Origin of the sequence: Sphingomonas sp. NPDC079357 (assembly GCF_044901155.1) — a bacterium.
Lineage (GTDB): Bacteria > Pseudomonadota > Alphaproteobacteria > Sphingomonadales > Sphingomonadaceae > Sphingomonas.
This window is the reverse complement of the sequence record NZ_JBJDOM010000002.1, coordinates 375,505-389,839: the sequence shown is the minus strand read 5'-3', so window position 1 is coordinate 389,839 and position 14,335 is coordinate 375,505. Positions and strand designations below refer to the sequence as shown.

The 14,335-nt window shown below is 64.0% G+C and carries 12 protein-coding genes; 5 read left to right on the top strand and 7 right to left on the bottom strand.

Going from position 1 to position 14,335, the window contains the following annotated elements:
* Position 1: 1 nt before the first annotated feature.
* The 3 genes from ACI2JO_RS10750 to gluQRS form a co-directional block, all read right to left on the bottom strand.
* Positions 2–559: a cob(I)yrinic acid a,c-diamide adenosyltransferase gene (locus ACI2JO_RS10750; protein ID WP_404720687.1), complete on the bottom strand. Its 558-nt coding sequence runs from the start codon at positions 557–559 to the stop codon at positions 2–4.
* On the bottom strand, positions 559–786 hold the full coding sequence (locus ACI2JO_RS10745; RefSeq protein WP_028966053.1) for a twin transmembrane helix small protein: 228 nt from the start codon (positions 784–786) through the stop codon (positions 559–561). The genes ACI2JO_RS10750 and ACI2JO_RS10745 overlap by 1 nt, the downstream gene beginning before the upstream one ends.
* 202 nt (positions 787–988) lie before the next feature.
* On the bottom strand, positions 989–1,792 hold the full coding sequence (gluQRS, locus tag ACI2JO_RS10740) for a tRNA glutamyl-Q(34) synthetase GluQRS (protein WP_404720686.1): 804 nt from the start codon (positions 1,790–1,792) through the stop codon (positions 989–991).
* A gap of 76 nt (positions 1,793–1,868) precedes the next feature.
* On the opposite strand from gluQRS, the gene ACI2JO_RS10735 reads away from it, so the two are divergent.
* From ACI2JO_RS10735 to ACI2JO_RS10725, 3 genes are read left to right on the top strand one after another with little or no spacing between them, the layout of a single operon-like run.
* Complete coding sequence (locus tag ACI2JO_RS10735; protein WP_404720685.1) at positions 1,869–3,965, top strand: S9 family peptidase; 2,097 nt, start codon at positions 1,869–1,871, stop codon at positions 3,963–3,965.
* Entirely contained in the window at positions 3,952–4,536 is a 585-nt protein-coding gene (locus ACI2JO_RS10730; protein ID WP_404720684.1) for a DedA family protein, read from the top strand. The genes ACI2JO_RS10735 and ACI2JO_RS10730 overlap by 14 nt, the downstream gene beginning before the upstream one ends.
* Entirely contained in the window at positions 4,533–4,922 is a 390-nt protein-coding gene (locus ACI2JO_RS10725) for an acyl-CoA thioesterase (protein ID WP_404720683.1), read from the top strand. Before ACI2JO_RS10730 ends, ACI2JO_RS10725 begins: the two co-directional genes overlap by 4 nt.
* Positions 4,923–5,043: 121 nt before the next feature.
* On the opposite strand, the gene tal is transcribed toward ACI2JO_RS10725, so the two are convergent.
* From tal to ACI2JO_RS10705, 4 genes are all read right to left on the bottom strand, one after another.
* The gene (gene tal / locus ACI2JO_RS10720) at positions 5,044–6,153 is read right to left on the bottom strand and encodes a transaldolase (protein ID WP_404720682.1); all 1,110 of its coding nucleotides are present in this window, start codon (positions 6,151–6,153) and stop codon (positions 5,044–5,046) included.
* 110 nt (positions 6,154–6,263) lie between these two features.
* Positions 6,264–8,333, bottom strand: coding sequence for a transketolase (tkt, locus tag ACI2JO_RS10715; RefSeq protein ID WP_404720681.1), 2,070 nt, complete (start codon positions 8,331–8,333; stop codon positions 6,264–6,266).
* 70 nt (positions 8,334–8,403) lie between these two features.
* Positions 8,404–9,081, bottom strand: a complete 678-nt coding sequence (gene rpiA / locus ACI2JO_RS10710; RefSeq protein ID WP_404720680.1) for a ribose-5-phosphate isomerase RpiA — start codon at positions 9,079–9,081, stop codon at positions 8,404–8,406.
* Positions 9,082–9,281: 200 nt separating this feature from the next.
* Positions 9,282–9,587, bottom strand: a complete 306-nt coding sequence (locus ACI2JO_RS10705; RefSeq protein WP_404720679.1) for a hypothetical protein — start codon at positions 9,585–9,587, stop codon at positions 9,282–9,284.
* Between the two features lie 159 nt (positions 9,588–9,746).
* Here ACI2JO_RS10705 and uvrA point away from each other — a divergent pair, with 159 nt between their 5' ends.
* Both uvrA and ACI2JO_RS10695 read left to right on the top strand, forming a co-directional pair.
* Positions 9,747–12,662: an excinuclease ABC subunit UvrA gene (gene uvrA, locus ACI2JO_RS10700; protein ID WP_404720678.1), complete on the top strand. Its 2,916-nt coding sequence runs from the start codon at positions 9,747–9,749 to the stop codon at positions 12,660–12,662.
* Positions 12,659–14,320 carry an ATP-dependent nuclease gene (locus ACI2JO_RS10695; RefSeq protein ID WP_404720677.1) on the top strand — a complete coding sequence of 554 codons (1,662 nt, stop codon included), beginning with the start codon at positions 12,659–12,661 and terminating at the stop codon, positions 14,318–14,320. Before uvrA ends, ACI2JO_RS10695 begins: the two co-directional genes overlap by 4 nt.
* The last annotated feature ends 15 nt before the right edge of the window (positions 14,321–14,335 follow it).

Sequence of the window (14,335 nt, the reverse complement as noted above, 5' to 3'; positions counted from 1 at the left end):
GTTATCGGTTTGCCCCTGCGACCCACAGAACGTCCCCACCTGCATTAAGGTTCACCGATCGGCACGCGACGAAAAGAAAATCCGACAGGCGGTTCAAATAGATCAGCGCCTGCGGGTTGGCATGCGGCGCCAGCGCGATCGCCGAGCGCTCGGCGCGCCGCGCAATCGCCCGCGCAAGATGCAGCGACGCCGCCGCGCCACCTGGCAGCACGAAGCTGGTCAGCGGCGGGACATGTTCGTTGAGCGCGTCGATCTCCGCCTCCAGCCGCGCAACCTGCGCCGGAACGATCCTGAGGGTCATCTCGCCGGGTTCGTAATCGTCACCCGGCGTCGCGAGGTCGGCACCCAGATCGAACAGGTCGTTCTGGATACGGGTAAGCTGCTCGACCAGTGCCGCGTCGCCGAGCCCGGCGATCGCAACCCCGATCGCGCTGTTCGCCTCGTCGACATCGCCGATCGCCTGCACGCGCGCATCGGTCTTCGCGACGCGGCTGCCGTCCGACAGCCCGGTCGTGCCCTCATCGCCGGTGCGCGTGTAGATACGGTTGAGCCGGACCATCAGGTGCGCCCGGCGGCGAACAGGATCACGACGACGATCAACACCGCCAGCGCCTGATAGAAGATGCGCATCTGCATCATCCGGTTCGATTTCAGCTGCGCCGCAGTCGGCCCCTCGCCGCGCGCCTCGGCCGAGGCGCTCTGGAGGAACGAGACGATGCCGCGCACCAGCGCGACCACCGTGGCGATCATCGCCGCGACCAGCAGGATGACGAGGAATGTATTCATGAACCGAAGCTAAGCCCCGAAAGAGCAAACGGCAATGGCCGTCGCGGCGCGTCCGTCGCCCGCCGTCGCCCCTCATTGGCTCGACCGCCAACACCGAAGAAAATCGGCCGACACACATCGGTCCGACCTGTGTCAGACCGACCACCAAGCCGACACAGCCATGGCCCCTGCCTCCGCAAGGGCGACGCGCGAGTGACGGGCGCTACACCACCCCCGCCCGCAGCTTCGCCGCCACCTCGCGCCCGTCCATCCCGGCCTCGCGCAGCGCCGCCAGTGTCGGCGCGCCGTGCCGCTTCGCCAGGCGCATACCGTCTGCTCCCACCAACAGATCGTGATGCCACCACCCCGGCACCGGCAGCCCGAGCAACGCCTGCAAAACGCGGTGGACATGCGTCGCCTCGAACAGGTCGCGCCCGCGCACCACGTCGGTCACCCCCTGCGCGGCATCGTCAACCGTCACCGCGAGGTGATAGCTCGCCGGGGCATCCTTGCGCGCCAGCACCACGTCGCCCTGCGCCAAGGCGGCGTTCGCCACCACCTGTCCACGATCGGTCCAGGACAGGTCGCCGCAGCGCGCCACCGCCGCCGCCATGTCGAGCCGCCAGCAATGCGGCACGTCGCGCGTTGGCGCATGGCGGCACGTGCCCGGATAGGCCGCCACCGCGCCGTGCGGTGCGGCCAGCGCTTCGGCAATCTCCGCACGCGTACAATAACAACGATATAGCAGTTCCATCTCACGCAGTTGCGCAAGCGCGGCAGCATAGACGTCGAGCCGGGTCGACTGAAACACCACCTCTCCGTCCCACGTCAGCCCCAGCCAGCGCAGATCCTCCATGATCGTCGCGACATGCTCGGACCGGCTGCGCGTCCCGTCGATATCCTCGATGCGCAACAGAAACCGACCATCCCGCGCGCGCGCGAAGTCATGTGCCCGGATCGCGGAAAAGGCGTGGCCCATATGCAGCCGACCGGTCGGCGATGGCGCAAAGCGGGTGACGACGCTCATGCCGCGCGATGTGCGCCGTCGTGCCCGCGGCGACAAGAGGGTGACGTTTGCCGATATCGCGCGTTAGGAAGCGCCTATGACCGAACGCACGCCCCCCGTCGCCGCCACCCGCCCGCATAGCTTCACGACGCATGGCATCACCATCGACGATCCCTGGGCGTGGCTGAAAGACGTCAATTACCCCGATGTCACCGACAAGGACGTTCTCGCCTACCTCGAGGAAGAGAACGCTTATTTCGAGGCGGAGATGGCGCCGCACCGCCCGCTGGTCGACCGCCTCTACGAAGAGATGAAGGCGCGCATTAAGGAAGACGAGAGCAGCGTCCCGCAGAAGGATGGCGATCATCTCTACTGGGCGGCCTTCGAGACCGGCGGCCAGTATCGCAAATGGTGGCGCAAACCCGTCGCGGGCGGCCCCGACGAGTTGCTGCTCGACGAACCCGCATTGGCGGAGGGCAAGGAATATTTTCGGCTCGGCGCGCTGTCGATCAGCGAGGACGGGACACTGCTCGCCTATTCGACCGACGAGGATGGGTCGGAGCGTTACACGATCCGCTTCAAGAGCCTGAACGGCGCGACCGCCGCCCCCGAGGCGATCGAGTCCGCCGCCGGCAAATGGGGCGACACGTCGATCGAGGGCACGATCGGCAACATCGTCTTCACCAGCGACGGCAGCGGCATCCTCTACGGCCTCACCGACGATCAATGGCGCACGCGCACGATCAAATTCCATCGCCTCGGCACGTCGAGCGACGACGACGTGACGCTGTACTACGAGGACGATCCGGTCTTTTCGGTCGGCGTCAGCCAGACAAGCGACCGCAAATGGATCGCGCTCGTCGCCAGCAGCCACGACACCAGCGAGATTCGCCTTTATCCGGCCGACGATCCCTTCGCCGAGCCGATCTTGATCGCGCCGCGCCTGCCGGGGCGCGAATATGACGTCGACACGCACGACGATACCTTGTTCATCCACACCAACGACACCGACCCGATGTGGCGATTGGTCACCGCGCCGATCACCGCCCCCGGCGAGTGGACCGAGCGCATCGCACCGAGCACGCATTTCTACATGACCGGGGTCGAGTGTTTCCGCGATTTCTTCATCGTCGAGGGGCGTGAGGACGGGCTCGACCAGATCGAGATCCATTTCTACGACCCCGCCACCAAACCGCGCCGGATCGCCTTCCCCGAAGCGAGCTACGCCGCCGGCCTTGGCGACAATCCCGAATACGATCAGACGGTTCTGCGGCTCGGCTATGAGTCGATGGTGACACCGGGCACCGTCTATGACTACGACACCGCCACTGGCGTCCTCACCACCTTGAAGGTGCAGGAAATCCCGAGCGGCTATGACGCGGCGAAATATGACACGCAGCGGCTGAAGATCACTGCCCGCGACGGCGCCGCGGTGCCGGTCTCGATCGTCTACCCTCGCGATTTCCCGCGCGATGGTTCGCGGCCGCTGTTCCTCTATGCCTATGGCGCGTACGGCCATGCAATCCCGCCGGGCTTCTCGACGGGCATCCTCAGTTTGCTCGACCGTGGCTTCGCCTATGCGATCGCGCACATTCGCGGCGGCGACGATCTCGGTCAGCAATGGTACCACGACGGCAAACTGGAAAAGCGCACCAACACTTTCAATGACTTCGTCGACGTTGCGAACGGCTTGATCGAACAGGGCTGGACCAGCGCCGGGCAGATCGCGATCGCCGGACGCTCGGCGGGCGGTGAGTTGATGGGGGCGGTCGTCAATTCCGATCCGCAATTGTGGGGCGCTGTCATCGCCGACGTGCCGTTCGTCGACGTCCTCAATACGATGCTCGACGACACGCTGCCGCTCACGCCCGGCGAATGGCCCGAATGGGGCAACCCGATCGACGACCCGTCCGCCTTCGCGCTGATCCGCAGCTACTCGCCATATGACAATGTAAAAGCACAGGATTATCCGCCGCTGTTTATCTCGGGTGGGCTCAACGATCCACGCGTGACCTATTGGGAGCCCGCCAAATGGGCCGCCAAGCTGCGCGCCACCAAGACCGACGCCAACCTGCTGCTGCTCAAGACCAACATGGGCGCCGGGCACGGCGGCAAGTCGGGCCGTTTCGAGAGCCTGCGCGAAGCCGCCGAGGAACATGCCTTCGTGCTGTGGCAATTGGGTGTCGAGGCATGACCGCGGCATGACGATCGAGGCGATCGTCGCGCACTACGGCCTTGCCGCGCTGTTCGCGGGCGCGGCGCTCGAGGGCGAGGCTGCGGTGATGGCCGGCGGCATTCTTGCGCACAAGGGCCTGCTGTCGCTGCCGTTCGCGATGCTCGCCGCCGGTCTGGGGTCGTACACCGCGGATCAGGCGTGGTTCTACGCCGGCCGGCACTTTCGCGACCGCAAATGGATCGCCGCCGCGCGCGCCAAGCCCGCCTTCGCGCGCGCCGTCGCTGCGTTCGAGCGGCATCCGACCGCCTTCATCTTCGCCTTCCGCTTCCTCTACGGGCTGCGCACCGTCAGCCCGATCGCGATCGGTTCGACCAACGTCTCGGCGCGGCGCTTCGCGATCGTCAACGGCGTGTCGGCAACCTGCTGGGCGATCCTGTTCACCGGGATCGGCTATCTGTTCGGACACGGCTTCGAGCAATTGCTCGGGCGGATCGTCGCCAACCGGCATCTGTGGTGGGCGATCGGCGCAGTAATCGCCGCGGGCATCGCGTTCGGTGGCTGGCGCTGGTACAAGGCCAGCCACGCATGACGTTCGCCCGCACCTTCACCGCGCAACCCGCAGACATCGACGAGCTCGGCCACGTCAACAATGCCGTTTGGGTGCGATGGATTCAGGATCTGTCGGTCGCGCACTGGGCGGCGATCGCACCCCCGGCGCATCAGGCGGCCTATGTCTGGATGATCACCCGACACGTCATCGACTATCGCGGCAATGTCGTGGAAGGCGAGACGGTTACGGGCGAAACCTGGGTCCCCGACCCACCGCGCGGCGCGCGCTTCGACCGCCATTTCCGCTTCGTCGGTACCGACGGCAAGCTGCGCGTCGAGGGCGTGACAACTTGGGCGCTACTCGACCGCGCGAGCGGGCGGCTGCTACGGATTACGCCGGAAATCGCCGCGCCATTTCAGGCTTGAAGGTTATTGCGAGCGTGCCGAAGCGATCCAGGGCGTGCTGATCCGGCCCTGGATTGCTTCGCTACGCTCGTAATGACGGAGGGGCGGAAGCCGTCACCAGCCCCCGCCCATCACCGCAACATCAAACTTTCGCCGGCTGCTTCCCGCCGATCACCTTCAACAGATCGTCGAACGACTTGGAGAAGCTCGCCACGCCCTCGTCGACCAGCGTCTTGGTCACGCCGTCCAGATCGAGCCCGAGCCGCGCCTGTTCCTCGATCACGTGCCGCGCCTCGTCGACACCCTGCGTCAACGTCTGCGCGACCGTGCCATGGTCGCGGAACGCGTCCATCGTCTTCGGCGGCATCGTATTGACCGTTTCCGGCCCGATCAGCTGATCGACATACAAAGTATCGGGATAGTCCGGGTTCTTGGTCCCGGTCGATGCCCACAGCAGACGCTGCGGCTGCGCGCCCTTCGCCGCCAGCTTCTGCCAGCGATCCGACGCGATGAACTCCTGATACCAGGCATAGGCCAGCTTGGCGTTGGCGATCGCGACCTTGCCCTTCAGCGCCTTGGCCTCGTCACCACCCGTGCCGGCGTCGATCGCATCGTCGATCTTGCTGTCGATGCGGCTGACGAAGAAGCTCGCCACGCTGGCGATCCGGTCGATGGCCATGTCCTTCGACACGCGCTCCTCCAGCCCCTGGACATAGGCATGGGCGACCGCCTTGTACGCCTCGACCCCGAACAGCAAGGTCACGTTGACGTTGATCCCCTTGGCGATCGTGTCACGGATCGCGCGCACGCCGTCGTCGGTGCCGGGAATCTTGATCATCAGGTTCGGACGATCGACCGCCTGCCACAGCCGCTCGGCCTCCTCGGCGGTTTCCGGCCCCTTCAGCGCCAGATACGGCGACACTTCGAGGCTGACATAACCGTCCTTGGCATCGAGCCGGTCATAGACCGGGCGCAGCGTGTCGCACGCCGCCTGGATGTCCTTGATCGCCTGCGCCTCATAGCGCGCCATCGGCTCCGCGCCCGGATTGGCCTTGTCGAACTCCGCGAAACCCGCGTCATAGGCATCGCCCGCGCCCATCGCCTTTTCGAAGATCGTCGGGTTGGAGGTGACCCCGGTCAGCCCGTCCTCGTCGACCAGCTTCTGCAAGCCACCCTGTTCGAGGAACTTGCGGTCGACGAAGTCCAGCCACACCGCGGTGCCGGCGTTGCTGAGGTCCTGTAGCTTGCTCATCTGCTCTCTCCGGTCTGTCATCCCCGCGCAGGCGGGGATCCATGTCTCTCACCGTGCACGGTGTCGCCTGCCGATATAGTCATGGGCCCCCGCCTTCGCAGGGGCGACCCTCACGCCATCGCTTCCTTTGCCACCTTCACCACATTCTCGACCGTGAAGCCGAACTTGTCCGCCAGCTTGGCGAGTGGCGCCGACGCGCCGAAGGTCGACATCGTGATCTGCCGCCCCTCGAACCCGACATAGCGATCCCAGCCGAGCGACCCGGCCATTTCAATCGCGACGCGCGCCTTGACGGCCTTGGGCAGCACGCTCTCCTTATAGGCGGCGTCCTGCAACTCGTAGCGATACCAGCTCGGCATCGACACGACGCGCGCCTTGACGCCTTCGGCGACCAGCTTTTCATACGCTTGCACCGCCAGCGACACTTCCGATCCGGTCGCGATCAGGATCACGTCCGGCGTCTCGTCACCACCCGCCAGCACATACGCGCCCTTCTCGACACCATCGGCGCTCGCATACTTCGAGCGATCAAGCGTCGGCAGCGCCTGCCGCGACAGGATCAGCGCCGCCGGGGTGCTCGCATCCTTCATCACCGCGCGCCAAGCCGCCGCGACTTCGTTGGCGTCGCCCGGCCGGAATGTGTCGATTCCCGGGATCGCGCGCAGCGTCGCCAGATGCTCGATCGGCTGGTGGGTCGGGCCATCCTCGCCGACGCCGATCGAGTCATGCGTGAACACCCAAACCGCGCCGATCTCCATGATCGCCGACAGCCGTACCGGCGCGCGCATGTAATCGAGGAAGACGAGGAAGGTGGAGCCGTACGCGCGCAGGTGCGACAGCGCCATGCCGTTCACCACCGCGCCCATGCCATGCTCGCGCACGCCGAAGTGGAAGTTCGAGCCGCTGTAATTGTCGGCCTCGAACGATGCCGCGCCCTTGATGTCGGTCTTGGTCGACGGCGACAGGTCGGCCGAGCCGCCCAGCAGCCACGGCACCTTCTTGACGATCGCGTTCAGCACCTTGCCGCCCGCGTCGCGGCTTGCCACGCCCTTTTCGTCGGCGTCGAAGGTCGGGATCTCGCTGTCCCAGCCCTCCGGCAGCTCGTCCTTGAGCAGCAGGTCGAGTTCCGCCGCGAGATCAGCATGTTCGCCGCGATACTTCTCGAACAGCGCGACCCATTCGTCGCGCGCCTTGCCGCCGCGATCCTTTACCGCCTTGCCGAACGCTTCCTTCACGCCCTCGGGCACGAAGAAATCCTCCGCCGGCCAGCCGTACGCTTCCTTGGTCTTGGCGATATTCTCCGCACCCAGCGGTTCGCCATGCGCCTTCTCGCTGCCGGCGCGTGGAGAACCCCAGCCGATCACCGACTTGACGACGATCAGCGTCGGCGCTTCGGTTTCCTCGCGGAACGCCTGAAGTGCCTCGGTCAACGCCTTGATGTCGTTGGCATCGTCGACATGGATCACGTTCCAGCCATAGGCATGGAAGCGTGCACCGACGTCCTCGTCGAACGCGAGGTCGGTATCGCCCTCGATCGAGATCTGGTTGCTGTCGTAGATCCAGCAGAGGTTGCTGAGCTTCAGATGTCCCGCCAGCGACGCCGCCTCGGCGGACACGCCCTCCATCATGTCGCCATCGCCGCACAGGACGTAGACGTCGTGATCGAACAGCGCGAAACCCGGACGGTTGTAGCGCGCCGCCAGCCAACGCTCGGCGATCGCCATGCCGACCGAGTTGCCGCAGCCCGCGCCCAGTGGCCCGGTCGTCGTCTCGACCCCGGTGGTGTGGCGATATTCTGGATGCCCCGGCGTCTTGGAGGAGAGCTGGCGGAACTGCTTGATATCGTCCAGCGACATCGCCGGCTTGCCGCTCTTTTGGCCATTTGCGTCGATTTCCTCGACGCCGGCGAGATACAGAAGCGAATAGAGCAGCATCGACGCATGGCCGACCGACAGCACGAAGCGGTCGCGGTTCGGCCAGTCGGCATGCGCGGGGTCATAGCGCAGGAACTGCGTCCACACCGTCCAGCCGACCGGCGCCAGCGCCATCGGCGTACCGGGGTGGCCCGAGTTGGCTTTCTGCACGGCGTCCATCGACAGCGTGCGGATCGTGTCGATCTGCAGCCGCTCCGGGCTGCCGTCCTCGTGGAAACCGGCGGGCGAGCTGGCGATATCGGTCATGCAATCCTCATGTCGGGAGTCACGGGGTCGAACGCACCGGCGCGACGCCGGTTGCCGAGTCCCGTCTCCCTTAACCGCTCACCTCGACGCGTTCCAGCCGCGTAACGACGCCGCGGTCCGCGACATAGGTCGCATCCACCTCGTCGAGGAACAGCCCGTGCCCCAGCACGCCGGGGGTGGCATCCAGCGCGGTCGCCAGCGCCCGCGCGTCGGGGAAGAGTGAGAAATGGGCATCGAGCACGAGGTTGCCGTTGTCGGTCACGCCGTCGCGCACCGTCACCGTCGCGTCGAGCATCGCCAGCCGATCCGCGACATAGCTGCGCGCGAACGGCAACACCTCGATCGGCAGCTTCGCCGCACCGATCGCCGGGACCCGCTTGGAGGCATCGGCAATCACCACCATCCGCGTCGAGGCCGCGGCGACGATCTTCTCGCGCAGCATCGCCCCGCCCGCCCCCTTGATCGCCCACAGCCGGTCGTCGATCTCGTCGGCGCCGTCGATCGTCAGGTCGACGCGCGCGACCTGGGCGAAGTCGCGCACGACGATGCCCAGCGCGGCGGCGCGGTCGGCGCTATCGAGGCTAGTCGCGACCGCGGCAATACGCAGTCCCTCCGCCACCCGTCGACCCAGCGCGTCGATCGCGAACCGCACCGTCGATCCCGTGCCGAGCCCGACCAGCATGTCGTGCTGCACCTCGGCCACTGCCGCCTCGGCGGCGGCGCTCTTGTCGTCGTCCTGCGTCATCATCGCCTCAGCGCACCAACGTCGCCACAGGTTGCACCAATCGCCCCTCTCGTCATCCCGGACTTGATCCGGGATCCCGCTTCTTCTTCCACGCTCGCCGACAAAAAGCGGGCCTCGGATCCAGTCTGGGGCGACGGAGAAAGGAGGCGATCAACAAACTGATCTGCCATGAGAAACCTGAACGTCGAACCGGCCCCGCCCCTTCAGGAGCGCGGCGCGAAAATCTTCCCCACCAGAAGCTCGGCGGCGCGCGCGAACGCCTCGCCGGGCTCGGTGCGCGTCGTCGCCTCGGGGCCGGGCGCGTCAGCCTTCCCGGTTCGTTCCGCTGCCTTCGCTGCCTCACGTGACAGCGCCGCGGTGGCGACCGCGCCGACTACCGCCGCCAGCGCCTGCTTGCCCGCCGGACCCTGCACCTGCTCGATGAGCTTCTCGCCAGCCTTGCGCAGCTCCTTGGGAACCTTCACCCCCAGCACTTCCTTGGGCAGCTTGCCCTTCTTCTTCTTGGCCATCGCCTCGCGCCTCCTGACTGTCGCAGTCATATAAGACACTGCCGCTGCCCCGCAACCGTCGCGTCGCCCATGCGTCTTGCCGCAGTGCGGCACCCGCCCCACATCGCGCGTCTGCCGCCGGGCTGGACGCGGCCGAACAGATATGGAACAAACCCCCTCATGGCATTGACGACGATCTCCGTCCGCGGCGCGCGCGAGCACAACCTCAAGGACGTGAGCGTCGATATCCCGCGCGATACACTGACGGTGATCACCGGGCTGTCGGGGTCGGGCAAGTCGAGCCTCGCCTTCGACACCATCTATGCCGAGGGTCAGCGTCGCTACGTCGAGTCACTGTCGGCCTACGCCCGCCAGTTCCTTGAGCTGATGCAAAAGCCCGACGTCGACCATATCGAGGGCCTGTCGCCCGCGATCTCGATCGAGCAGAAGACCACCAGCCGCAACCCGCGCTCGACGGTCGCGACCGTCACCGAGATCTACGACTATATGCGCCTGCTGTGGGCGCGCGTCGGCGTGCCCTATTCGCCCGTCACCGGCCTGCCGATCGCCGCGCAGACCGTCAGCCAGATGGTCGACCGCGTCATGGCGCTGCCCGAGGGCACGCGGCTCTACCTGCTCGCCCCGGTGGTGCGCGGCCGCAAGGGCGAGTATCGCAAGGAACTGGCCGAGTGGCAGAAGGCGGGCTTCACCCGCGTCCGCATCGACGGCACGATCCACGAGATCGACGAAGCCCCCGCGCTCGACAAGAAGTACAAGCACGACATCGAGGTGGTGGTCGATCGCCTCGCGGTAAACGAGAACGCCGCCACCCGCCTCGCCGACAGTTTCGAGACCGCGCTCAAGCTCGCCGACGGCCTCGCCTATATCGACCCCGCCGACCCGGTCGAGCCGCGCACCCCCGAAAGCGTCGTGCTCGGCGATCACGCCCCGCCGGGCCGCATCGTCTTTTCCGAAAAGTTCGCCTGCCCGGTCAGCGGCTTCACGATCGCCGAGATCGAACCGCGCCTCTTCTCGTTCAACGCGCCGCAGGGCGCCTGCCCGGCGTGCGACGGGCTCGGTGAGAAACTGGTGTTCGACGAGGATCTCGTCGTCCCCAACCACGAACTGTCGATCAAGAAGGGCGCGGTCGTCCCCTGGGCGAAGTCCAACCCGCCCTCGCCTTATTACATGCAGGTGATGGCCAGCCTCGCGCGCGAGTTCAATTTCTCGCTCGATACGCCATGGGGCGAGCTGCACCCGGAAATCGCCGACAAGATCCTCTTCGGCACCGAGGGCAAGGCGGTCACGCTGACCTTCATCGACGGCAAGAAGAGCTACGACGTCAAAAAGCCGTTCGAAGGCGTGATCGGCAACCTCAACCGCCGCCTCCTCCAGACCGAGAGCGCGTGGATGAAGGAGGAGCTGTCGAAATACCAGTCGAGCCAGCCGTGCGAGGTCTGCAAGGGCGCGCGGCTCAAGCCCGAAGCGCTGGCGGTCAAGATCGCCGGCGAGAACATCAGCCACGCCACCCGCATGAGCGTGGTCGACGCGCTCGCCTTCTTCACCGATCTCCCCAACCACCTCGGCGACCAGCAGCGCGCGATTGCCGAGCGCATCCTGAAGGAGATCATCGAGCGGCTTGGCTTCCTCAACAACGTCGGGCTCGACTATCTCAACCTCGACCGTACCAGCGGCACGCTGTCGGGCGGCGAGAGCCAGCGCATCCGCCTCGCCAGCCAGATCGGCAGCGGGCTGTCGGGCGTGCTCTACGTCCTCGACGAGCCGTCGATCGGGCTGCACCAGCGCGACAACGACATGCTGCTCGCCACGCTCCGCCGGCTGCGCGACCTCGGCAACACCGTGATCGTCGTCGAGCATGACGAGGATGCGATCCGCATGGCCGATTACGTGATCGACATGGGGCCGGGCGCGGGCGTCCACGGCGGGCAGATTGTCGCCCAAGGCACCGTCAAGCAATTGCTCAAGAGCAAGACCTCGGTCACCGCCGATTACCTCAACGGCACGCGCGCGGTCGCGGTCCCGGCCAAGCGCCGCAAAGGTAGCGGCAAGAAGCTCACCGTCCATAACGCAACCGCCAACAACCTGACCGGCGTCACCGCGTCGATCCCGCTCGGCACCTTCACCTGCATCACCGGCGTGTCGGGGTCGGGCAAGTCGAGCTTCACGATCGACACGCTCTATGCCGCCGCGGCGCGCACGCTCAACGGCGCGCGCATCCTCGCGGGCAAGCACGACAAGATCACCGGGCTCCAGCATCTCGACAAGGTCATCGACATCGACCAGTCGCCGATCGGCCGCACCCCGCGCTCCAACCCCGCCACCTATACCGGCGCGTTCACGCAGATCCGCGACTGGTTCGCGGGGCTGCCCGAGTCACAGGCGCGCGGCTACAAGCCCGGACGCTTCTCGTTCAACGTCAAGGGCGGGCGCTGCGAGGCATGCCAGGGCGACGGCGTGCTCAAGATCGAGATGCACTTCCTCCCCGACGTCTATGTCACCTGCGACGTCTGCCACGGCGCGCGCTACAATCGCGAGACGCTGGAGGTGAAGCACAAGGGGCACAGCATCGCCGACGTGCTCGACATGACGGTCGAGGACGCCGCGAGCTTCTTCGCCGCCGTCCCGCCAATCCGCGACAAGATGGCGATGCTGGTCGAGGTCGGGCTCGGCTACGTCAAGGTCGGGCAACAGGCGACGACGCTGTCGGGCGGCGAGGCGCAGCGCGTCAAGCTCGCCAAGGAACTCAGCCGCCGCGCCACCGGCAACACTTTGTACATCCTCGACGAGCCGACCACCGGCCTGCATTTCGAGGACGTCCGCAAGCTGCTCGAGGTACTCCATGCCTTGGTCGAGCAGGGCAACACCGTGGTGGTCATCGAGCACAATCTCGACGTCATCAAGACCGCCGACTGGATCGTCGACCTCGGGCCGGAGGGCGGCGTGAAGGGCGGCGAGATCGTCGCCGCGGGGACGCCGGAGGAAGTGGTGAAGGAGCCGCGGAGCTTCACGGGGCGGTATCTGGCGCCGTTGCTGGAAACAACAGATGCGCGGAAATCGGCAGGGCGGGGTAAATGAAGGTAGAAAAGCTGAACTTTAAGGCCGGCCCAAGTGAGCACGTCGATCCACTTACGATTCACCCAGGCCGGGTGACAATTTTTATAGGACCTAATAATGGCGGCAAGAGTCGCGTCCTAAAGGAGATACAAGAGGCTATCTCACCCATAACTGGCTATAAAAATTACGTTCTCAAATCATCTGAGATCAGCCCCATAACTGATCGAGAGTTTGAGCAGAGAATAAAGGAGCTGATTAGACCAAAAAAGGAAGGTGAAAACGCTTCAGATGGCACCGTTGCTTTTGAGGGGAAGGGCGGACGCCAAATTGTACATCTTTCTCTACTTGCCCAAGGCCGAAAGTCTGGAGCGGATGTAAGCGAGCGCCAATACTTGGCCCAGCATTTTCTACGCTACTTCTACATAGATTTGAATGGTCATGATCGACTTGGACTAGCCAATCCCGTTCAAATCGAGCCTGTCGGCAGTACCCCCACCAACACCGTTTCAGCGATCTGGCAAAACGACAAGGCCCGAGAGAGCCTTTCGAAGATCGTCCACAAAGCTTTCGGACAATACCTCGTAATTGACCCGACGAAAGCTCCTCAACTAGGCTATAAATTGTCTTTGCTTCCGCCCGATAATAACGTGGAGAAGCGATTTGACATAGAAGCAGCTTCTTTTTTCGAAAATGCTATGGCACTTTCAGATGCCAGTGATGGGACGAGAGCTTTTGTGGGCTTACTAGGAGAGATAATGGTCGGCGATCCCGACATTATATTTGTGGATGAGCTGGAAGCGTTTCTTCATCCCTCACTGCAATTTTTGCTCGGGCAGCAAATCGCCTCGCAAACAAGCACATCAAAACAGGTCTTCGCAGCCACTCATAGCTCCGCATTCTTGCTTGGCTGCGTATTGTCGGGCCATGAGGTCGACGTAATTCGCTTAACTCATAAGTCCGGAGCGGCAACAGCGAGACATTTAGGATGGAAAAAACTCAGCAAGTTAATGACCGACCCGCTATTTAGATCAATTGGGGCGTCAACAGCACTATTTTACGAGGGAGCGGTGATAGTAGAAGGGGATAGCGACAGGGCGTTCTACGACGAAATCAATACTAGAATGACGAGGTTCTCCCAAACAGGGATGAACCATGTTATATTTCTAAATGCACATAATAAGCAAACTGTCGTAAATATTGCATCCCCACTTCGAGAAATCGGTGTACCTTCAGCCTTTATATTGGATATCGACTGGGTAAAAGAAGATGGACAGGTTTGGGATAGATTCTTCAAGGCAGCAGGCGCCCCAGTTGGACTGAAAGACTCAATGGCTGCGGCCCGCAGAACGGTTCGCTCGTACCTAGAAAAAGCGTCCAAAAACTACAAGCGCGACGGGGGAGTTTCACTCCTAAAACAAGACGAACTCGAGACGGCTAATGCGTTCTTTGATCAAATGGAAGAGTACGGTCTTTTCACTGTTCGATCTGGTGAGCTTGAAAGTTGGTTAAGTTTCTTGAACGTAGATCGCTCTAAAAGCAAATGGCTTGTCAGTGTATTTGACGCGATGGGATCAGATCCCTCACAACCATCCTATCTAAAGCCGGCAGCAGACGATGTTTGGAGCTTCATGGGACGTGTAGCAAAATGGGTATACGATAGCAGCCGGAAGGGGATGTAATTAGCATCTGACACC